The sequence below is a fragment of the Alteromonas sp. IB21 genome (assembly GCF_016405965.1).
Lineage (GTDB): Bacteria > Pseudomonadota > Gammaproteobacteria > Enterobacterales > Alteromonadaceae > Alteromonas.
Map to the genome: position 1 here is coordinate 16,347 of NZ_JAEFCD010000005.1, position 20,798 is coordinate 37,144.

The 20,798-nt window shown below is 44.6% G+C and carries 20 protein-coding genes; 8 read left to right on the top strand and 12 right to left on the bottom strand.

Features of this window, described 5'->3' with window-relative positions:
• Positions 1–4: 4 nt before the first annotated feature.
• The 5 genes from JC525_RS04990 to purM form a co-directional block, all read right to left on the bottom strand.
• Positions 5–718 (bottom strand): CAP domain-containing protein, encoded by a 714-nt coding sequence (locus JC525_RS04990; RefSeq protein WP_198814819.1) that lies wholly within the window; start codon positions 716–718, stop codon positions 5–7.
• Entirely contained in the window at positions 702–3,164 is a 2,463-nt protein-coding gene (fadE, locus tag JC525_RS04995) for an acyl-CoA dehydrogenase FadE (protein WP_198814821.1), read from the bottom strand. Before fadE ends, JC525_RS04990 begins: the two co-directional genes overlap by 17 nt.
• Positions 3,165–3,546: 382 nt before the next feature.
• Positions 3,547–4,293 (bottom strand): DUF3108 domain-containing protein, encoded by a 747-nt coding sequence (locus JC525_RS05000; protein WP_233094996.1) that lies wholly within the window; start codon positions 4,291–4,293, stop codon positions 3,547–3,549.
• On the bottom strand, positions 4,253–4,903 hold the full coding sequence (gene purN / locus JC525_RS05005; RefSeq protein WP_198814823.1) for a phosphoribosylglycinamide formyltransferase: 651 nt from the start codon (positions 4,901–4,903) through the stop codon (positions 4,253–4,255). The genes JC525_RS05000 and purN overlap by 41 nt, the downstream gene beginning before the upstream one ends.
• Entirely contained in the window at positions 4,900–5,940 is a 1,041-nt protein-coding gene (gene purM / locus JC525_RS05010) for a phosphoribosylformylglycinamidine cyclo-ligase (RefSeq protein ID WP_198814824.1), read from the bottom strand. The genes purN and purM overlap by 4 nt, the downstream gene beginning before the upstream one ends.
• 301 nt (positions 5,941–6,241) lie before the next feature.
• Between purM and JC525_RS05015 the strand changes: the two genes are divergently transcribed.
• Complete coding sequence (locus JC525_RS05015; RefSeq protein ID WP_198814826.1) at positions 6,242–7,660, top strand: DUF2066 domain-containing protein; 1,419 nt, start codon at positions 6,242–6,244, stop codon at positions 7,658–7,660.
• Between the two features lie 6 nt (positions 7,661–7,666).
• Complete coding sequence (gene hda / locus JC525_RS05020) at positions 7,667–8,410, top strand: DnaA regulatory inactivator Hda (protein ID WP_198814827.1); 744 nt, start codon at positions 7,667–7,669, stop codon at positions 8,408–8,410.
• A 74-nt stretch (positions 8,411–8,484) separates the two neighbouring features.
• Here the strand turns inward: hda and JC525_RS05025 are convergent, their stop codons facing one another.
• The 4 genes from JC525_RS05025 to arsC form a co-directional block, all read right to left on the bottom strand.
• Positions 8,485–10,452, bottom strand: coding sequence for a hypothetical protein (locus JC525_RS05025; protein WP_233094997.1), 1,968 nt, complete (start codon positions 10,450–10,452; stop codon positions 8,485–8,487).
• 95 nt (positions 10,453–10,547) lie between these two features.
• A complete protein-coding gene (locus JC525_RS05030) occupies positions 10,548–10,970 on the bottom strand; it encodes a DUF2069 domain-containing protein (RefSeq protein ID WP_198814828.1) in 423 nt (140 codons plus the stop codon).
• A gap of 50 nt (positions 10,971–11,020) precedes the next feature.
• Positions 11,021–11,623, bottom strand: coding sequence for an NAD(P)H:quinone oxidoreductase (wrbA, locus tag JC525_RS05035; protein ID WP_198814829.1), 603 nt, complete (start codon positions 11,621–11,623; stop codon positions 11,021–11,023).
• Entirely contained in the window at positions 11,623–11,976 is a 354-nt protein-coding gene (gene arsC, locus JC525_RS05040) for an arsenate reductase (glutaredoxin) (RefSeq protein ID WP_198814830.1), read from the bottom strand. The genes wrbA and arsC overlap by 1 nt, the downstream gene beginning before the upstream one ends.
• Positions 11,977–12,224: 248 nt before the next feature.
• On the opposite strand from arsC, the gene JC525_RS05045 reads away from it, so the two are divergent.
• Positions 12,225–12,734 (top strand): TlpA family protein disulfide reductase, encoded by a 510-nt coding sequence (locus JC525_RS05045; protein WP_198814832.1) that lies wholly within the window; start codon positions 12,225–12,227, stop codon positions 12,732–12,734.
• 12 nt (positions 12,735–12,746) lie between these two features.
• On the opposite strand, the gene JC525_RS05050 is transcribed toward JC525_RS05045, so the two are convergent.
• On the bottom strand, positions 12,747–14,210 hold the full coding sequence (locus JC525_RS05050) for a M48 family metalloprotease (protein ID WP_198814834.1): 1,464 nt from the start codon (positions 14,208–14,210) through the stop codon (positions 12,747–12,749).
• A 326-nt stretch (positions 14,211–14,536) separates the two neighbouring features.
• On the opposite strand from JC525_RS05050, the gene JC525_RS05055 reads away from it, so the two are divergent.
• A complete protein-coding gene (locus JC525_RS05055; RefSeq protein WP_198814835.1) occupies positions 14,537–15,625 on the top strand; it encodes an AI-2E family transporter in 1,089 nt (362 codons plus the stop codon).
• 132 nt (positions 15,626–15,757) lie between these two features.
• Here the strand turns inward: JC525_RS05055 and bcp are convergent, their stop codons facing one another.
• Both bcp and JC525_RS05065 read right to left on the bottom strand, forming a co-directional pair.
• On the bottom strand, positions 15,758–16,222 hold the full coding sequence (gene bcp / locus JC525_RS05060) for a thioredoxin-dependent thiol peroxidase (protein ID WP_198814836.1): 465 nt from the start codon (positions 16,220–16,222) through the stop codon (positions 15,758–15,760).
• Positions 16,200–16,763, bottom strand: a complete 564-nt coding sequence (locus JC525_RS05065) for a glycine cleavage system protein R (RefSeq protein ID WP_198814838.1) — start codon at positions 16,761–16,763, stop codon at positions 16,200–16,202. The genes bcp and JC525_RS05065 overlap by 23 nt, the downstream gene beginning before the upstream one ends.
• A 178-nt stretch (positions 16,764–16,941) precedes the next feature.
• Between JC525_RS05065 and dapA the strand changes: the two genes are divergently transcribed.
• From dapA to JC525_RS05085, 4 genes are all read left to right on the top strand, one after another.
• Positions 16,942–17,826 (top strand): 4-hydroxy-tetrahydrodipicolinate synthase, encoded by an 885-nt coding sequence (gene dapA / locus JC525_RS05070; protein WP_198814840.1) that lies wholly within the window; start codon positions 16,942–16,944, stop codon positions 17,824–17,826.
• Between the two features lie 12 nt (positions 17,827–17,838).
• A complete protein-coding gene (gene bamC / locus JC525_RS05075) occupies positions 17,839–18,942 on the top strand; it encodes an outer membrane protein assembly factor BamC (RefSeq protein WP_198814842.1) in 1,104 nt (367 codons plus the stop codon).
• Positions 18,943–18,954: 12 nt separating this feature from the next.
• Complete coding sequence (gene purC, locus JC525_RS05080; RefSeq protein ID WP_105931403.1) at positions 18,955–19,668, top strand: phosphoribosylaminoimidazolesuccinocarboxamide synthase; 714 nt, start codon at positions 18,955–18,957, stop codon at positions 19,666–19,668.
• 225 nt (positions 19,669–19,893) lie between these two features.
• On the top strand, positions 19,894–20,769 hold the full coding sequence (locus tag JC525_RS05085; RefSeq protein ID WP_198814843.1) for a DMT family transporter: 876 nt from the start codon (positions 19,894–19,896) through the stop codon (positions 20,767–20,769).
• The last annotated feature ends 29 nt before the right edge of the window (positions 20,770–20,798 follow it).

A 20,798-nucleotide genomic window follows, 5' to 3' on the forward strand; every position in this document is an offset into this window, starting at 1 on the left:
CGGGTTATTGACCCGGTTTTTTTGTTTGAAGAATAATTTCCCCATCTTCAGTCACAATACCTAACCCTTTGTCAGGCACGTTTTCAAACTTCTTCTTCCGCTTTATCAAAATCGTAGATGACCCTGAACCATTAGTGTCATCACGATTTTCTGCTTCATCGGCTAATTTAGTTAAGTAAATTGCCCAATATTCCACATGGGGCGTTGAGTAATCTTTATAAAACCCGATGCCAATTTGGTCTTGCTCTTGATAAAAGGGTAACTCTCCCAACAAATGTTGGCGATGAGATGTTGAGGTTTTCAACGCGTACCAGGCGTCATCCGCTGAGATATAGCCGCCCGCTAGTGCCTCTACTTGATTGCTCATTGCATCACCATAGTATTCAGGCAGCGTTAAACCCGCATTGCGGATACGAGTGTTTGGGCTTCCTCCAAGAAAGTGAGATACCAACCCTCTTTTTGCCATGTCTTTAGCTTTTTCTTCCGCTAACGATACAAGGGTAGGGTTGCATAGCAATACTTTACGTTGTTGTCGTGAGTCGTTAGCTATTAACAAAGACAGTGCTCTCGCCTGTTCTGTATTGCCACAGGTCGTTTCGTTAGAAAAAGTAGAAGTGGTTATAAAACTGGCAAAAATTGCCAAGCCCATTTTTTTATGACGAAAAAGGCCGCTTATGCGGCCTTTGTTCTTAAGCGTTGGACTAAGCAGCTTTTCCACCTCGCTTCTTAGCGGCAGTTGAAGAGTTTACTTTTGCTACTAACTCTTCATGGTCAAAATCATCAACGTTGATGGTGCGAAGTCTGCCTGCTTCTGTTTTACGAAGTAGAGCCGCTTCATCCTCGTTAATAACTTCTTCTGCAAGTGCTTCGTCAGCCAGCACGTCTAAACGAGTGAATGGAAGTTTAGCTTTCTTGTGCTTGCAGATGCGCTCAAAGATAGGTTCACTCGCCAATACATCGTCAAGCGTCTGTTCTAGGTCGCCGAATAAACTACCGTCTTCACGGCTTAAGTACTGACCATAGCCTAACCTACTACGCGCTGTTGACGGTGTTTGAAGCATTTGAGCAATGGCGTGCTCTGTTTTATCAGAAGGCTTGCCAATACGACGACCAAACGGGATTACCATCACACGCAGTGCCGCAGCAATAGCTCGATTTGGGAAGTTCGCTAAGAAATCGACAATTGCCGTCTCAATGTCATGCAATGTGGTTTGCATTGCCCAATGGAGAAGCGGCAAATCTTCTTTCAAACGACCATCTTCGTCGAAACGCTTAAGCGTTGTACTGCCCATGTAAAGACCACTCAGAATGTCACCTAAACGTGCTGACAATCGCTCACGACGCTTTAAATCGCCCCCAAGTACGCCCATCGAAACATCGGTTAACAGTGCTAAGTTAGCGCTGTAGCCCTGAAGCAGCTTGTAGTAACGGGCCGTTTCATCGGTGAAAGGTGCACTGCTAAATGCGCCATTAGTCAATGAGAACCAGATACTGCGAACTGTGTTAGCTACAGCAAAGCCAATATGACCGAATACGGCTTTATCAAACGCTTGCAGCGCCTCTTTTTTGTCTTCAATAGACGCAGCCTGGATCTCTTTGAGCACGAAAGGGTGGCAGCGCATTGCGCCTTGACCGAATATCATCATATTACGAGTTAGAATGTTTGCACCCTCAACCGTAATAGAAATAGGGACACCTTGATAACCGCGCCCAAGATAGTTATTTGGCCCAAGCATTACGCCTTTACCGCCGTGAACATCCATCGAGTCGTTGATGACTTGGCGCATTTTCTCGGTTAAGTGGTACTTACAGATAGCTGAGATAACAGAAGGTTTCTCGCCCAGGTCAACACCAACAGTTGAAAAGCGCGTTACACCGTCCATCAAGTAAGCATTACCACCAATACGGGCTAGCATTTCTTCAACACCTTCCATATGGCCTACAGGCATGCGGAATTGGCGGCGAATACGTGCATAGGCACCAGTAGCAAGTGATACTGATTTGGCGCCACCCGCCGCCGAAGATGGAAGCGTAATGCAACGACCAACAGATAAACATTCCATAAGCATGCGCCAACCGCGGCCTGCCATTTTAGGACCACCAATGATGAAATCGATAGGTACGAATATTTCTTCGCCCTTGATTGGACCATTTTGGAATGGAGTGTTAAGTGGGAAGTGACGACGGCCAATTTCTAAGCCTTTAGTGTCTCTTGGGATAAGTGCGCAGGTAATACCCGGCTCTTTGTTATCACCTAATAGACCATCAGGATCTTGAAGTTTAAACGCAAGACCGATAACCGTAGCTACAGGAGCAAGGGTAATGTAACGCTTGCTAAACGTTAAGCGCATACCTAGCACTTCTTCACCATTCCATTCGCCTTTACATACAACACCCACGTCAGGAATTGCGCCGGCATCTGAGCCTGCTTCAGGACCTGTAAGAGCGAAACATGGGATTTCTTCACCAGCGGCGAGACGTGGAAGATAATGGTCTTGCTGTTCTTTTGTTCCGTAGTGCTGAAGCAACTCACCTGGGCCTAATGAATTAGGAACACCAACAGTGCTTGATAATACGGCGCTTACGCCTGCAAGTTTTTGTAATACACGTGATTGTGCGTACGCAGAAAACTCAAGGCCGCCATACTCTTTTTTGATGATCATGGCGAAAAACTTGTGTTTTTTCAGGAACTGCCAAATTTCAGGAGGAAGATCCTGGTCTTGATGGTTTATTTGCCACTCATCAACCATAGAGCAAACTTCGTCACAAGGACCGTCTAAAAAGGCTTGTTCTTCGGCAGTCAAGCGACCTTTGGGGATGCGATGTAGCTTGTCCCAGTCTGGTTTACCGCTGAAGATATCGCCGTCCCACCATACGGTACCAGCGTCGATAGCTTCTTGCTCAGTGCTCGACATTTCAGGCATAACTTTGCGGTAGAAGGCAAGCAGCTTCTTAGAGATGTGCTGTTGTCTGATATTTGCAAGTGTGAATGGCAGCGTTAAAGCGAGAAACACTACCCAACCAAGCAGGCCGATGTCACCGAAAAGGGTGCCTAAAATCATAACACCTGCGCCCATGGCAACTGCCGTTACCAAACTGGTGCGCTGATAGCTAGCAACCGCTAGTGTCAGAACAACCAGTAAAAACCATATAAAATCTGCCATACTTCACTCCTGAAAGGCGTTGAACGTTACGCTAGTCATTTTAATCACTCTACCAATCGCTATATTTCTTTTAGCAAATATCGAGGTCAGACCAGCATGCTGTAAACCTATTATTTAACAGTGCAAAGATCAAGATTTTTACATGAATATTCTATTAACAACGCGATAAATAGTAGGCTTTTACCAAGGTCCCTAATTAAGTATAGCGCTTAGTTATAAATTCTATTAACTATATGAATTATTGTTGTAGGAACACGTCTAAATTTTGGTGATATGGCTTGAGTAAAAAAATGCGCCGACTGGAAAGTAGCGGCGCATTTTTGTATTAACTGTAAAAGGTAACGAAGCTTCGAGCGCTGTAAGCGCCATGCAGCAAATCAGGTTACTGCATTTCGAACGATCTGAGCTTTATATCGCCTTGTTCGTCACCTTCTTTAAACTGTTGCAATCTTACAAGAGTGTAGTTGAGTGATGGTGCAAACCAAGCAAACGTTTCTCTCGTTTTCGATTCTCGAATAAGTTTAACCTTCACCGTTTCTATTTTGCCATACGGTAAAGACAGCACCTCTTCGTCTACAACCTGAACGCCGTAGTGCCTTAGCTCGCCACGATAATTAACAAAATTATAGTCTAACGATGTTTCACCTTGCGCTAAGCGTTTAGCGAGGTCGATTCGGTAAATTTGGTTATCGAACTCACCGTTCCATTGAAACGTGTCGCCATTTTCCACAGAAATTTTACCGTCGCCCTGATGGCTAAACGTTACTTTTAATTGTTTATCTGGACCGGTCCCTGAGCGATTATAGTAGTACTCCGAGGGAACAACCGTATTATCATCTACGGTGAAAATAGAATGTTCACTGCGTTTGTCCGATAAAAAGAACTTAGACACTTTAGACGTATAAAGAAGCGAATATTGCTGATTGCCTAATTCAGATAGCTCTATATTCGCTTCACCGACATCATCACCCCACTTGTAAGCGGTATACGTTGCTTTGTAGGGCTGAAGTGGCAGCTGTGCAGTACTCCCTGTCTGGGCGGTGGCTACATTCAGCGATAAAGCCAAAAGAAAGCTCAGCGCGAGAGGTTTAGTCGTTTGCATAACCAGATTCTGGAAGTTCTTGCTCATCTAAAACTGCCTTATTGTTTCGCATAGAAAGTCGACCGGCACTAAACCAAGATAGCACAAGCGGGTAAATGCGACGTTCTTGTTCTTGAACACGCTCAGCCAAATCGCTGGCGGTGTCTTCTTCAAACACCGGCACACGACTTTGAATGATAACCGGGCCACCATCAAGTTCTGGCGTAACAAAGTGCACGCTTACGCCATGCTCTTCGTCGCCGTTGTCAATAGCTCGCTGATGCGTATTCAAACCTTTGTACTTTGGCAACAAAGATGGATGAATGTTCACTAATTTTCCAGTAAAGCTGTCTACAAACTCTGGCGTTAATATACGCATGAAGCCTGCGAGCACGACGCAATCGGCACCAAACGCATTAATTTGGGCTTTGAGTGCAGCGTCGTAAGACTCTCTGGAGTCGAAGCTAGTGTGATCCAAGCATACTGCTTCAATACCCGCTTCTTTAGCACGTTCTAACCCGAACGCATTCGGTCTGTTGCTGATAACACCACTTATTTGGGCGTTAAGACGCCCTGCAGCTATTTCGTCAATAATTGCTTGTAAATTACTTCCGTTTCCAGAAATAAGTACACATAGTTTGGTTACAGAATTACTCACGCGTTAATCTCTACTTGCTCATCGCCGTCTTTAGCTGCGATATCGCCAATAACCCACGCATTTTCACCGTGCTTCTTAAGAATATTTATTGCCTGGTCAGTGTCTTTCTCGTCAATAACAATTACCAAGCCCACGCCACAGTTAAAGGTGCGATACATTTCATGACGCGTGACGTTTCCGTTTTCTTGTAACCAAGAGAAAATCTCAGGCCATTCCCACGTGCTTTCGTTAATAACGACTTTCGCATCTTCAGGCAGCACGCGCGGGATATTTTCCCAAAAACCACCGCCAGTGATGTGTGAAATAGCACTTACCTTCACTTCTTCAAGCAGTGCTAATACTGATTTCACATAAATACGTGTAGGCTCTAACAACTGGTCGATGATAGGCTTACCGTTGAGCTCTGCGTTAACATCTGCGCCACTTACTTCGATAATTTTTCTTACTAATGAATAACCGTTTGAGTGCGGGCCAGATGAGCCAAGGGCGATAAGTTTTTGACCAGGCTTAACGTTAGTACCGTCAATGACTTTGTCAGCTTCAACGACACCTACACAAAAACCGGCAATGTCGTAGTCGCCGTCGTGGTACATGCCCGGCATTTCAGCAGTTTCACCACCAATTAGTGCACATCCTGCTTGTTCGCAGCCTGCGCCAATACCGGTAACCACTGAAGTAGCAACATCAACATCAAGTTTTCCTGTCGCATAGTAGTCTAAGAAGAATAGGGGCTCTGCGCCTTGCACAATCAGGTCGTTTACACACATTGCGACTAAATCGATGCCCACACCGTCGTGACGGTTAGCATCCATAGCAACTCTTAGTTTTGTTCCCACGCCATCCGTACCTGAAACAAGTAGCGGCTTTTTATATTTGGTAGGCAGTTCGCATAAAGCACCAAAGCCGCCCAAATTACCCTTTACTTCGGGTCTATGGGTTTTCTTGGTAACAGATTTAATGCGTTCAACAAGTTGATTACCTGCATCGATATCTACGCCTGCATCTTTGTAACTTAAAGAGGTTTTATTTTCGCTCACGGTTGGGCCCTGAAACTAAGAGGTAGAAAACCGCGGATTCTACCAGCAAGTCTGCACAAGTCCAATTTGTGACGGCTATTTTATGTGCTTTTTGATCTTTTTTATTTTAAGGATGAAATTAAACGCAATATAAAAGACAATAGAAACCCACTTTTGGAGAACATCTTGCTAGATAAAACGTCTCGCCCCAAAAGAGGGGACATGCAGTGCGGCAGTTAAATCGTTTTGTCGCGTATCGGTATAGGCGATTAATGGCTGGTTAGCTAAGTAAGGATTTGATTTGAGAGGGTATGGAGTGTCAATGTTAACGGCAGTAAAACGCAACGGCGGTGGGGCCAACAAAAAGAGACAGCGCGCTAAACATATTGTAGGTCTTTCATTGATTGCCTTGCTGAGCTATACAGGCTTTTCACAGGCTGCTCAGCGCGTTGTGGTAAATGAAGCGCAGATTCAGGTAGAAGACCAATCTCAGCGAACGCAACAAGCAGCCCAGAAAAAAGCATTGCAGCAGGTACTCGTGAAAATGTCTGGCAGCACAGGTGTACTGGAAAATGCCGGCGTTCGCGCTGCATTAACGTCACCTCAATCTTTGCTCCGTTCTTACCGATTTTCCTTTGAGAACAACAAAACTTATTATGTCGCTGAATTTGACCAATCTAAGCTAAACGAATTATTACAAAGGGAAATGCTTCCACTTTGGGGTGACAGGCGTCCAGAGACTATCGTGTGGCTTGCCAAAGAAGAGAATAACGACGCCAGAGTGATTTTAGATGAATCATTAGATACGGAATTACAGCGCGCCCTTAAGCAAACGGCGAAAGAGCGGGGCATTCCCCTTAGTTTACCGCTGATGGATCTCACCGACAGTGTTAATATTTCTTCTTATGATGTGTGGGGGCGTTTCGCCGGTCCATTGCGCAAGGCGTCCGCTCGTTACAGCGTAGATAACATCATAGGGGCTCGCGTATATCGCAATGACGCCAGTGCAATTCCAGACCTTCCTGATAATGTTGTGCCGTCGGGAACGGTTGAATCACTCGATGATGTGCTTCTTGATGAAACACAAAGCGATGAACAAGAGACTGAATCTTTGGAGCCTTCAGCAGATAAGCTAGACGGGTTTGGCGATGAAAAGGACAGTATGCAAAGTCAGCAGCTAAGTCAGTACGATACGTTACAAGAAAGCATTCCAAGCGAGCAGTCGGATACTGTGACGTCTTCACTGATTGATACCAGCAGCAACACAACCCTTCCATTTACAATGGATGAATTTGCTGATTATGCTAGACGTGCAAGCGAGGGGGAATACGCACTTGATTGGGTGTTTATAGGCGGGGGTAAGGTCAGTTATGGCAGTATTTACGGTGATTCTCCAGAAGCACTAGGCAGTCAACTCATTGACGCGTACTCAAATTATCTCTCTTCGCTTTATGCCATTGTTGGCATTGAGGCGTCAGAACGAGAAGTGGTCAATGTTTCAATCGCAAACATTGGGTCAATCAGCAGGTACGCAAGTGCAACCGATTATCTCAATAGTTTAAGTGTTATTGAAAACGCATCACTAGTTGAGCAATCTGGTACCGTAGCGACCTACTCATTGATTCTAATCGGCACCTATGATGATTTACTCAACAGTATAAAACTTGAAAGTAAACTTCGCCCCGTTACTGATGCGTACGGACAAACCGTTGAAGGGCACAGTTTCTATTGGAGCAACTAATTTAGCATGCAACTGCCTTTGCCAGTCACGTTACCCGTGGACGAAAACTTCGATAGTTTCGTTACTACGGGCAATGAAGAAGTGGTCTCAGTTCTTGAGCGGATTGCCGACGCACTACCACACTGGCGGGAGTCAATTGAGTTAGGTCCGCTATCATCACTTCAGTTGCCCTTGCTTACCCTTTTGGGTAGCACTGCTACTGGTAAAAGTCATTTGCTGTTCGCCACTTGTCATCAATTGGCCGATAAAGCAGTAAGTCACCTCTATCTAAATTTGAATGATTACCAGTCATGGTCACACGACATTTTTGAAGGGCTTGAAAACCTGTCACTCATTGCGCTCGATAATGTTCACGCAATTTCCGGTGATAGGGTATGGGAAGAAGCACTATTTGACTTGCTCAACAGGGTTGTCGAAACCAAGCATGCGTTGGTTATTTGTACCAGTCATTTAGGCCCGTCTAACCCTGCGTTTGCTCTTCCCGATTTGCGGTCTCGACTTGCTTGGGGGGTGATTTATCATGTAAACCAACTCGATGATGCTGGACGGGAAGAGGCGGTCCGCCTTCGTGCTGAAGAACGTGGATTGAAGCTTTCTAAACAGGCGCGACAGTTTCTTTTACATCACAGTGAACGAGATTTGAAAAGCTTGATGTCGTTGCTAGCACGATTAGATACCCGTTCATTGCAGGAACAAAAGCGACTTTCAGTTGCTATGGTAAAACGAGAACTGGATCTCGGTGAACATTGACCCTTTAAAACCGATATTACCGACATTTTCATCGACCAGCTGAAACTCAATAATCTCGCTCAATAAACAATACCTTACCGATGCTCATTTCTGTCGTTAAGTCGTGATGTAGTTTTGAATTCTTCAATAACCGACATGGTTTTCGCTTGGTCTACGTCTATTACTGGTTCGGTAGCATTAATTAATACGCTAACACCAGCTTCTTGTTCATCTGGGTTAACACTGGATGCAGAGTCACGCCAGGTGATGTTGGTAGGGAGCATGAAGGGAGCAGGCAATGATGCTTGAATAGCAGGTATGTCCAAATCGGGCAACACTCTACTAGCTACGTAGTCGAGGCGCATGGTGACATCATCATCACTTATGCGATTGCGCTGTGCCCACGTCGGTACAAAACTACCGTCATCTAGCGTGTCCCGTGTAAATACGCCAACGTCTGCCTCGGCGCTCAAGCGGTACAGCATCATAAAGCGTTCAAAGAGCATAGCAAGATCTTCGCGCTCGGTGAAATAAGCATAGAAATCTACCGCACCATCTTCCTCAAACCAATTAGCAACCTGTTGTGCAGTGTAACTACGCTGCACATTAGATGCTGTAGCGCCGCCGAACCTTACGTCCGCCAGTGCGTGCAATTGAGATGAGTTAAGAGGTAGAGAAGACGTCAGCCCTGTCGAAATTGGAGAGCGGTCGTCGTAAGACGAAAGTGGGCTTGCGCTATCATTTAATTGTTGCCACTCAGTATAGTCAAAAAAGTCGTTGGCGTGCGCGAGTTCATGATATAGAAGGTAGCTCAGCGCTGCCTCAACATCAGTTCCCTTTCTAGGCTGCCGTTGCGCAACATCTGATGTGCTGATAATTGGAAAATAATATTCGCCATTTTTTACGTAGCGCCACGTTGTGGTGAAGTCGAGTTCGTTGCCAAAACCACTTCTATAATCTGGACGCGTGTTCAACGTATCCCGCTCTTGTGGTGTTCGCCAAAAATTATTCCCGTCTAGATAAATAGCGCCTGTAGCCACCCAATAAAACGAAGGGCGAATATCGTATGAAATAACCACGGCCGTTGTTGCTCGAAAAAGCTTTAGCATATCCTCTTGGGTGGCTGAAGTTTCCAAAAAGTCTTTGAAAGCATCACCCATCCAAGGGTGAGAAACATACGTTCTATCTAGTATATCGTCGATGGTTGGGCTTTCAGTCACCTGTCCGATCAGTGGTAAGTTTGAAAACGAGCAACTATTTGCCACCTGATTGTTGTAAACACACGCTTTTAGCGCTTCGGCGTAAGGGCTGTTCGTGCGATAGGGCATCATGTGGGTGCTAACGGTTTCAGGACGACCTGATTCGTCGTCTACAAAAAATCCGTTATTGTTGATATCAATATTTTTTACAAGTACTTGTGCAGTGTCGGTAAGCGTTTCGCCATTCGACAATATGACAGTGCTTTCTATTTCGATAACGGTGTCACTATTGACGCTAGGCGCTTGGAAGTAAATTGAGTGCGAGTAGTCGCCGTCATCAAAAATAAACTGACTCACTGACGGTCCGGACTTCTGGCGCCATTCAATGTCAGTGATAGCTAAATTCTCTGCATTTACGGTATCTACCCGCAAAGAAACACGCCCGCCTTCAGAGGCCTCGTGACCCAAGCGTAGGGCCGCTAATGGTGCGTTATTTTCGGCGACCTGTAGCGTGATACTGTCAGTCAACCGAGAGCCATTTACAAGCTCAGCGCTAACCGTAATGTCGTAACTACCGGAAGAAAGGGCGTCGAAACCAATAGTTTGCGTATGCGCGTTGAGCGGTTGTTGTGAGAGGCCTGTAACTTGCCATTCTATACTGCTTATCTCTGCACCCGCTGGCGCTGACACAGCAAAATCGACGGAATCGCCAGCTATCGCATTTTCAGCGCCTGAAATGCTTATCGATAGAGGGGTTGAGGGTGTTGAAGAGGGGACATTATCGTTAGAGCCTGAGCCGCCACAGGCGGTAAGTAGCGTTAATGGTACTAAAAACCACACTAACACTGGTACTTTGCACTTCATTTTAACCCCTCGTAAAATTCGACACTGTAGGCCCCACACTTACACATTACTGGGTATGATTTCTGAGTGTCATTTCTTAGTATTATTTCCGAGTATTACTGCGAGCCCTGCTCAAAGCGTGCTTTTTCTTCTTCCATCTCGTCTTTCAATTTTTTGATGCCTAGACCAAGTTCTCTGCCACGCTTTCTTGCAAATGCGGCACAGCCAATGAACATGCCCGTACACAAAAGTATTTCTACCACAGCATACCAACGTTCGTCGGGAACGGCATAGGCAACAGTGCAGCCGTGAATAAGATAGAAAAGAACCACAAAGTTCGCCCACGCATGTGTGTATGGCTTGCCTTTCAATACACCCCAGTAAGGTAACAATAAAGGCAAAATGTAAAACAGAGAAATAAAAAGCGGCGAGTACGTGTGCATCTTAGTAAACGTAAATTGCCATAATGTTATCCAAACAATAAGTCCGGTGTGACTGATGAGTGCGAGATAGCGAAAAAAACGCGTATCTGATGCCATGTTAATTCTCCGATGAAATTGTGTTTCCAATTGTCTATTAAATTTCGCTTTTACGCTTTTTGCTCAAGTTTTTTGGCCAACATAGCCAAACGCTTGCCCTGTGCGAAGCACAACGCCTTTTCATCTTCGCTGAGCCTTTCAGGTGTTGTTTGCCCTGCTTGCGCCACATGGGTCACACCATAGGGAGAGCCGCCTGTTGTGGTACTGTGTAGTTCTGGCTCGCTGTAGGGCAAGCCGCAAATCACCATGCCATGATGCATAAGCGGGATCATCATTGAAAGAAGCGTAGATTCTTGGCCGCCATGCATGGATGAAGAAGACGTAAATACACATGCAGGCTTATTTATAAGCGAACCTTTTAACCATTGACTGCTGGTCGAATCTAAAAAGTGTTTCACTGGCGCAGCCATATTGCCAAAACGTGTAGGACTACCTAACGCCAGGCCGCTACACTGTTCAAGTTCTTGAAGCGTGACTTCTGGAACCAAGTCTGACGCATTCGCCTCGGTCTCCTCATCCTGTATGTCGTGAATACGCTTCACTGTGCGTACGATAACAGGCATATTCTCAGCTGAAACACCTTGTGCGATAGCGTCGGCTAATCGCTTAGTGCTGCCGTGGTGGCTGTAGTAAAGTACAAGAATAGGGTGCACTATAGTATTTCCAGGACTGATTCGGGTGGGCGACCAATTCTTGCGTTGTCACCATTAACAACGATGGGGCGCTCTATTAGTTTTGGTGTTGACGACATTGCCTCGAACAGCGCATCGTCATTCATTGTGCTGTCACCTAAATTAGCGTCTTTATATTCATTTTCTTTAGTACGCATCATCTCTCTAACCGATTCAACGTTAAGTTTTTTAAATATATCTTTTAATTCCTGAACCGAGAGTGGGTGTTTCAAATACTCAACGACAACGGGCGAGACGCCATGCTCTTCCAAAAGAGCAAGGGTTTGTCTGCTCTTTGAGCAGCGCGGGTTATGGATAATCGTAATGGCCGTCATAGATGCTCCTATGTGAGTTTTCCTTTAAATTGGCGCGAACTATTGCGTTTTTGCCGAAGAATATCAAGCAGTTTACCGTTAAGTGGCATAGAGCGTGCAATTTTCTATAAACGCAAATTCTATAAACGTAAATAGGGATAGGTGAGTTACCAACACACTTTGTGTTGGTTAAAATTAGAATAGAGATAAAAAATGGAATCTGGCACTATATTTACAGGTAGCGCTATTAAACGAATAAGAAGCCTAATATGAGTGTGTCAGACACCCAATCTACTTTCACGAAAGCCAAACTCTTTCTCTTTACGCTATTAATAGCGTGTGCAGCGCTCGCCGGTGTATTTACCTATCAATACCTTCAACACGATTTTGAAACCTTAGACGGAAAAACATATCGCTGGAAAGGGTTAGAGGGGCAGTGGGTAGTCTTAAATTATTTCGCCCCATGGTGCGCGCCATGCCTTCGTGAAATGCCCGAGTTAGCGATTTTTAATGCTTCGTTGCCAGAAAAAACGCAACTTTTTGCCATCAATTACGACCCTAAATCTGCAAGCGAACTGGCTGAAATGACGAAGGAGTTTAATATTACCATTCCTGTCATCGTCAGCTCACAGGACACGAAACTGCCGATGAAAAAGCCCCCTTACTTGCCAGCCACATTTATCATTGGGCCAGACGGCAAGGTAATTGATACCATTATGGGCGAGTTAACCGCTGCTCACTTAAAACAGCACCTCGAAATACTCAAAGGCGCTAATTAACAAGGGAAAGCGCTAAAGCCTTTCTAACCTTTCTTCTTGGTCTCTAAACTGCTTTATTCGTGCCCTTATTCGTTGCTTTTCTAAATGGTCTTCGCCAGCAAAGTTATAAGCATACTGTAACTCATCAACTGCGCGGTTATAGGCGCCGTAGAGGGCATAGACTTCTGCTTTGCTCTGATGCATTTGAGAAAAGCGCTTAGACTTCTGATACGCTTCACTCATTAATTGATGCGCAATTTGATAATCTTTCTTCACAAGTAAAAAGTCTTTAAGCAAGGAAATTGCATCGTCGTATTTTTGTGCGCTGATATACGCATTCGCTTGATTAAGCGCCAATACTTGATTTCGAGGGTTATGCGTAACGTGAGGGCTTAGAAGTTCGACAGCTTTAAGCGGTTCACCTAATGAAATGTAAATGTCCGTTAACGCATCAAGATAGAAAAGGTTGCTACTATCGCCCGCAATCAGCTCGTCCATAATTTTTTTAGCTTTCTCGGTTTGCTCTTTGCGCATATAAGCCAGTGCGAGTCCATAAAGCGACGCTTCTTTGCTGCGCTGAACGTCTTGTTGCACTGCTGCTTCAAAATATTCAACCGCGTAATCCGCTTTAAATGAATAGCGGGCTTTAATCCGCGCTTTCGCTAGTTCAAATCGTTTATTAATAGGTAGATATCGGCGCGGGTAGTCTCCAGCTCGACTTCTCGCATCAGCAATACGCGTTTCCGTTAGTGGATGCGTGAGAAGGCGCGCGGGCGGTCGTGAGACCATACGGTACTCTTCGGCCATGGTAGAAAAGAATGAAGCGGCAGCGTTAGGGTCAAAGCCAGCTCTTGCTAGCATAGAAATACCGATGCGGTCAGCTTCTTGTTCATTAGTGCGGGTATAATCAATTTGTAACTGAGCAGATGCTGCAGAACCGGCCTGCATTGCTGCAATCCCTGCTTCTGGATTGGCCATGGCAATCAGCACTCCACCAATAAGTGACGCTAACGCCAGCGGGGATGACCGCTGCTGTGCCTGCATGCGCCGCGCAATGTGGCGCTGAGTAACGTGTGAAATTTCGTGCGCTAGCACCGAGGCTAACTCACTTTCATTCTCTGCCCGTCGCATTAATCCTGTATGAACGCCGATGTGTCCGCCAAAAAATGCGAACGCGTTGATGGCGTCGTTGTTCACCCAAAAAAATTCAAAAGGAAATTTAGCATTGTCGGCATGAACAACTAAACGGTTGCCCAAGTCCTGTAAGTATTCGTCCAATACAGGGTCTGATATAACAGGGCTTTGTCCGCGCATTTGTCGCATAACAGCGTCACCTACAATCATCTCTTTATCGAGTGATATGGCATCTGATGCAACAACCCCAATTTCAGGAAGCGCGTTTTTATTGCTGTATTTGGCATCTTGTGCAACAGCCGTTAAGCTCGAAGTGAGCAAGAAGGAAAAGGCAAACAAAGATGCTGAAAACTTTTTTCTCATGAACCTACAATCATTGTACACGGTTAATACTGCATAACGCTTAGAGCGCTAAGTTGATAAACAGTTTCAAATTTTATTTTTTCTTATATGCATTCATCTTGAGAGGACATAATGCCGAAGTTGTCTCGCTTATACTATGTTATTTGAAGCAAACTCTGTTTCTTTAATCAATATTTATTCAAAAACAGCACAATACCCAACAATACATACGATGAAATCGTCATACCAGTTTGATTTTGAAAGATTCTTAAGTTCTGCTTGTTGCTATCTGCTAGTGCTATCAACTATGATGCGTGTCCTATTCTTAGTAATTTCTGGGCGTTTATATGATTAGCGTTTTTGGTCGTTGGTACCGACGCAAATTTTCCGATCCTGACGCAGCGATGCTGCTTATTCTTATCCTCTTAACCACGGCAGTTTTGCTGCTATGGGGGGGGTTAATAATGCCCGTGCTGGTAGCGGCAGTGATCGCCTATTTACTAGACTGGCCGGTTTGCAGATTGGTGAATATTGGCGTAGGACGAACTGTTGCTTGCGGCATTGTGATGCTAGGTTTCATTACTATTACTATTTTTACGCTTATCGGTTTAGTGCCCATCATATCAAAACAAAGCGTTAATCTTATTCAAGAGACCCCGCTTATTTGGCAAAAAGCCCAAGAGTGGATATTAACGCTACCTGAAAAATACCCCGACTATGTGCAGGTATATCAAATACATCAAATGATGGAAGGGCTCAACGAAAAGCTTGTTGAAGTGGGCGAAACCCTTATTTCCGCATCGTTTAGTAACATTGCCAACTTTGCTGCGCTGCTTGTTTACATGATACTCGTGCCCTTAATGGTATTTTTCATGCTGAAAGATAAGCTTTTCTTTTTAGAGAGCATATCTCGTTTGCTGCCAAAAGAACGCCGTTTAATCACCCAAGTTGGTCACGAGATGAACGCGCAAATTGCTAACTATATTCGCGGGAAAGTCATTGAGATCGTTATTGTCGGTGCGGTAAGTTGCGTCACGTTTGTGTTGATGGACCTGCGCTATGCAATTCTACTTGGCGTGCTGGTTGGTTTTTCTGTACTTATTCCCTACATCGGCGCGGCTGTGGTTACCATCCCTGTGGCCGTGGTAGCGATGTTTCAATGGGGAATATCTCCGGAATTTTGGTACTTAATGATTGCCTACGGCATTATTCAGGCTTTAGACGGAAACTTGTTGGTGCCGCTGCTTTTTTCCGAAGCGGTAAGTTTGCATCCCCTTTATATTATCGTCGCGGTATTAGTATTTGGTGGTTTGTGGGGCTTTTGGGGCGTGTTTTTCGCCATTCCGCTGGCTACACTGGTCAAGGCAGTTATTACGGCTTGGTCGAGTAACCCCGTCGTTATTCCTGAACAAGCCGGGCAAGAAACAGATTATTAGAATAATGGTCATGGAACACGTTGGCGGAGGAAACGCTGTCCACGCTATGTAGAACGAGCCGTTTAATATAAAGAAGGCCTCGGGAGTTTAGCACTCGCGAGGCTTTATTATTTAATGGTGTTTTATGCTGCCTTAGCTATTTAAATAGTCTAAGACCACGGTGTGATGGTCTTTTGTTTTAAATTTATTGAATACGTGCTCCACAACGCCATTTTCATCAATCAAGAATGTAAGGCGGTGAATGCCATCATATTCTTTACCCATGAATTTCTTAGGGCCCCATACGCCAAATGCGTCTGCAACAGCGTGGTCTTCGTCAGAAAGGAGCGTAAAGTTTAGGTTTTCTTTCTCGATAAACTTTGGAAGACGTTTAACTGCGTCAGGACTAATACCAAGAACGATAACATTTTTATCTTGAAGTTCTTGGTTTACGTCTCGTAAACCCTGTGCCTGAACGGTGCACCCTGGCGTCATGGCTTTTGGGTAAAAATACACTAATACTTTTTTGCCTTTAAAATCAGCGAGGGATACGGTTTTATCATCTTGGTTCTGCAATGAGAATTGCGGCGCGTTGTCACCAGCTTGTAACGTTTTCATTGTGATCCTTTTTTTGTTTGTCTACTACTTTGCCTGTCACGTTTAACGACGCAAACAGGGTCATTAGATCAGTTTCTAACGTGTCGACGTTTTCATCGGTAGGAAGGGACACCACGAATTTACATCGCATATTGTCCTTACCCGTTATCTTATCCTTGAAAGTGCGCTGTCGAAAGGCGCTTATCATGGCGTGACGCTCTGCAAAAAATCCAGTCACGGATTTGATAAGACCCGCAGCATCTTCACCGCTAAATTCAACGTTAAAAAGGTGTGCTAGGTTTTGTTTTTCGTGGTGACTCGTTCGCTTCATCATTGATAGCAAATCAAGTTGTTGAAACAACGGTGGCAGAATACACTCTGCCTTCGTAATTGCGCTTTGCGTTCCTTCAATGATCATAGTCAGAGAGAACTCTTTGCCATAGATACCTTGTCTGCTATCAAGAATATTGCATTGCGCTTCTGAAACTGTCGTAGCAATTTCACTTAGTATGCCAGTATTGTCTGTACCTAGAATGGTGACGATAAGTTGGTGTTTCGACATCTACTTCACTTTAATGGTAACTATGAAAAGATGTTAGCACAGAGTTTTTTTAGAAGTCAGTGCCTTTTTGTTGCCTTTGAGTAAGATATTGTCAATTTCTTGTCATTTTACATGCGCTATTACTTGTGTTTAAGGACTGACATATTTACCATGTGCGCTCACATTTTGCGGAGAGATTATGTTTACTGGTAGTTACGTAGCACTCGTCACGCCGATGCTCGAAAACGGCGATATTGATTACAAGTCTTTACAGAAACTTGTGGAGTTTCATGTAGAGCAGGGCACTCACGGCATAGTGTCAGTTGGTACTACTGGTGAGTCAGCAACGCTACCTTTTGAAGAGCATATAAATGTAGTCAAAGAGACCGTTGCTATGGCGTCAGGTGCAATACCTGTTATTGCTGGTAGCGGTGCAAACTCTACTGCAGAAGCAATATTTCTTACTGAACAGTTAGGCTCAACAGGTATCGATGGTTTCTTAAGCGTAGTCCCTTATTACAACAAGCCTCAACAAGCTGGAATGGTTGCTCACTTCAATGCGATTGCAGACGCCAGTGATTTACCCGTTATCTTATACAATGTTCCCGGTCGCACAGTGGCAGATATGCTGCCAGAAACGGTTGCAACGTTATCTGCGCATCAAAATATTGTTGGTTTGAAAGACGCCACCGGCAGCATTGCTCGTCTTAAAGCAACGCAACCTCTCGTACCAGATGATTTCGTATTGTTAAGCGGCGACGACGGCACCAGCTGCGAATTTATGCGTGAAGGCGGGCATGGTGTTATCTCTGTGACGGCCAACATCGTGCCTAAAGCGATTGCACAAATGTGTGAAGCAGCACTTGCTAAAGATTTTGACACGTGTCGCGACATTGATGAAACAATCAAGTTGCTACATAGCGAACTATTTATAGAGCCAAATCCAGTAATGCCTAAGTGGGCTCTATATAAAATGGGCATGATGGAAAGCGCCGTTATGCGCTTGCCAATGGTTTTACCGGAACTATCAAGCCAAAAACGTATCGAAGAACTACTAAAAAAATACGCATTGATTTCTGGTTAATAAGGAACACAGATGAAAAGAACGCTGGCTATAGCAAGTTCAGTAGCGATGGTTGCACTTGCAGGTTGTTCAAGCCAAATAGATAGAAAGACCGCGTCGGGCAGCTACGAATACTTAAAAACGAAAGAAGAAAAGTCGTTAGAAGTACCTTCCGACCTAGAAAAGCCTACATTTTCACGAGAATTTGAAGTACCTGCATTAGGCGAAAGAGCCGATGCTAACCTTGTTGGCAAGTCGCTAGTGGTACGATCGCCAGCCTTGGTTCTTCCCCTTGTCACCGGCTCACATGTCGAAGAAGGTAAGAGTTCAGCCACGATCTGGTTCGACCAAGTAGACGACAGTCAACCTTTAAGCCAAGCTATTTGGAACTCGCTGTTGAGCTTCTTGGATGAGCAGGGTATTGGTGTCGATAGTTTCAGTCCTGAAGAGAAAGTACTGGTTACTGACTGGATAGTGATTAAAAAAGAAATTGATGGGCCTTGGTATAGTTTTACTGATGAAGAAAGTGAAATTGGTGAGCGTTTTGAATTCAAACTAGATGTCAAACCACACGGCCGAAGCGCTGCACTGACGGTAGATCTCAAAGATTACATGCAAACCTTAAATGGTGATGTCATCGCCGAGGTATCTTCAATGGAAGAAAGACGCGAAGAAGTCGAAGTGCTTAACCAAGTGATTGGTCATTACGAGTACCAAATTCAATTGGCTGAAACTCGACGCATTGCACGTATACGTCAAGGTATTCAAACTGAGATGGGCTTTAATGACGATGGCGATGCGGCTTACATTGTTGAGGCGCAATATGACGTGGCGTGGCCTAGAATGTTGCTAGTGCTGCGCAAGCTCGGTTTCGACGTAAAAGATTTAGATAAATCTAACGGCCTGCTATTTGTGACCTATAATGGAGATCAAGGTAGCTGGTGGGATGGTTTATTCTCAGGCGATGATGAACTTCTTAAGAAGGGCGATTATCGCTTGAAAGTTGCAAAAGCGGGTGCAGATCGCACATCAGTGACTTTCATGAATAATGAAAGCGTGCCGTTTGAAGCAAATCAGGTTTCCGACCTTTACAGCGCCTTTGCTGAGGTCATGTCAGAAGATAATCTTGATATATAACTGAGACTGAGAATGGAAAAACGCGACGAGCTTTACCGCGGTAAAGCAAAAACTGTTTATTACACTGATGATAGCGATAAATTGATCCTTCACTTTAGAAACGACACTTCGGCGTTTGACGGTGAAAAAATTGAGCAGTTAGATCGCAAGGGTGAAGTGAATAATAAGTTTAATCACTTTATTATGACGAAGCTTGAGGAAGCTGGTATTGCAACGCAAGTTGAAGCACTGGTGTCTGATACTGAGTCTTTAGTTAAAAAGCTCGACATGATCCCCGTTGAGTGTGTGGTGAGAAACTTGTCTGCGGGTTCATTGGTTCGCCGACTAGGTGTTGAGGAAGGCAAAGAACTGAATCCACCTATTTTTGAGTTTTTCCTTAAAAATGATGCGCTTCACGACCCTATGGTTAATGATTACCATATTTTATCGTTTGGCTGGGCCACAGAGTCTCAAATTGCTGAGATGAAAGCATTAACGTTCAAAGTGAACAGCGTGCTAAAAGCGCTGTTTGATGAGGCGGGTATGTTACTTGTGGACTACAAACTAGAGTTTGGCGTTGATAAAGATGGCAACATTGTTTTAGGTGATGAATTCACGCCAGATGGCTGTCGACTATGGGATAAAGAAACCCGTAAAAAGATGGACAAAGACAGATTCAGACAAGGTTTAGGCTCTGTCGTAGAGACCTATATAGAAGTGGCAGAACGTTTAGGCTTATCGCTGTAACTGGAACAACTTCTTCTATTAATTTTTAAAAAGAGGACCAAATGGTCCTCTTTTTGTGTTTTTATGGTACGGATAAATAGCGCCATGGAGACATTTTAAACTTGCCAGCGCCTTCTGAGTGGGCAATTATCTGTGCGGACCGGTAATACACAACTTGCTTCCATCGCCATGTCTAAATAAGCTATTGTAGATAAAAAATATGAGAGCGTATTAGGAAGAGTATTTTTGGTTAAGACTCTATTTTTAGTGACTATGGCTATGGTTGCATTTGCTGCAAACTCACTGTTGTGCCGAATGGCGCTTGCCAATACGTCGATAGACCCTGCGAGCTTTACCGTATTACGTTTGATGAGTGGCGCAATAGCACTTGTCGTGCTCTCGTTTATTTCTCAAGGTCGCAGTGGCAAGAATGATACATCAGTAAGCTTGTGGCATAAGTTGAGTAGCAATGCCAGCGTGTTTGGTGGTGTCTCATTGTTTATCTATGCAATATGCTTTTCTTACGCATATATATCCATGTCCACCGGCACGGGAGCCTTGCTACTGTTTGGTGCTGTTCAACTAACGATGATAACAGTAGGTCTAATTAAAGGAGAGCGATTTAAGAAACTGCAGTGGCTGGGGTTTGTGTTAGCTTTTGCAGGGTTAATCATTCTTCTCCTTCCCGGCGCGTCGGCGCCTTCATTATTATCTGGTGTCATTATGACGTCAGCGGGTGTGGCGTGGGGAGTATATTCTCTGTTAGGTAAAAAAAGTGCGTCTGCGCTTTTGTCTACCTCGGGCAATTTCATCTATGCAACTTTACTCTGTGTGCCATTAGTTGTCGTTGTTTCGTTCCTAAGTTTGGGCGAGTTTTCGCTAGATAAAGCCGGAATATACTACGCCCTTGCTTCGGGTATTTTCGCATCAGGTTGCGGTTATGCAATTTGGTACAGCGCTTTGCCGCTGGTTAAATCGACAACCGCTGCTACCGTCCAGTTGAGTGTTCCTGTGCTTGCTTCAATTATGGGGTGGATGGTATTAGGTGAGGCGTTGACAATGCAAATTGTGCTCGCTTCTATCATTACGCTAGGTGGCATTTCTCTTGTAATAAGAAAATAGTGATAACAACTTTAGCCATCAATAAGCGT

What these genes read in the sequence shown, in the direction of transcription:
- bamC (WP_198814842.1), top strand. Translation starts at nt 17,839, where the DNA reads ATGAAAAGAACGCTGGCTATAGCAAGTTCAGTAGCGATGGTTGCACTT.
- hda (WP_198814827.1), top strand. Translation starts at nt 7,667, where the DNA reads ATGCAACTGCCTTTGCCAGTCACGTTACCCGTGGACGAAAACTTCGAT.
- JC525_RS05045 (WP_198814832.1), top strand. Translation starts at nt 12,225, where the DNA reads ATGAGTGTGTCAGACACCCAATCTACTTTCACGAAAGCCAAACTCTTT.
- JC525_RS05025 (WP_233094997.1), bottom strand. Translation starts at nt 10,452, where the DNA reads ATGAAGTGCAAAGTACCAGTGTTAGTGTGGTTTTTAGTACCATTAACG.
- JC525_RS05055 (WP_198814835.1), top strand. Translation starts at nt 14,537, where the DNA reads ATGATTAGCGTTTTTGGTCGTTGGTACCGACGCAAATTTTCCGATCCT.
- JC525_RS05000 (WP_233094996.1), bottom strand. Translation starts at nt 4,293, where the DNA reads ATGAGCAAGAACTTCCAGAATCTGGTTATGCAAACGACTAAACCTCTC.
- JC525_RS05050 (WP_198814834.1), bottom strand. Translation starts at nt 14,210, where the DNA reads ATGAGAAAAAAGTTTTCAGCATCTTTGTTTGCCTTTTCCTTCTTGCTC.
- purC (WP_105931403.1), top strand. Translation starts at nt 18,955, where the DNA reads ATGGAAAAACGCGACGAGCTTTACCGCGGTAAAGCAAAAACTGTTTAT.
- fadE (WP_198814821.1), bottom strand. Translation starts at nt 3,164, where the DNA reads ATGGCAGATTTTATATGGTTTTTACTGGTTGTTCTGACACTAGCGGTT.
- JC525_RS05030 (WP_198814828.1), bottom strand. Translation starts at nt 10,970, where the DNA reads ATGGCATCAGATACGCGTTTTTTTCGCTATCTCGCACTCATCAGTCAC.
- JC525_RS05065 (WP_198814838.1), bottom strand. Translation starts at nt 16,763, where the DNA reads ATGTCGAAACACCAACTTATCGTCACCATTCTAGGTACAGACAATACT.
- bcp (WP_198814836.1), bottom strand. Translation starts at nt 16,222, where the DNA reads ATGAAAACGTTACAAGCTGGTGACAACGCGCCGCAATTCTCATTGCAG.
- JC525_RS05015 (WP_198814826.1), top strand. Translation starts at nt 6,242, where the DNA reads ATGTTAACGGCAGTAAAACGCAACGGCGGTGGGGCCAACAAAAAGAGA.
- arsC (WP_198814830.1), bottom strand. Translation starts at nt 11,976, where the DNA reads ATGACGGCCATTACGATTATCCATAACCCGCGCTGCTCAAAGAGCAGA.
- dapA (WP_198814840.1), top strand. Translation starts at nt 16,942, where the DNA reads ATGTTTACTGGTAGTTACGTAGCACTCGTCACGCCGATGCTCGAAAAC.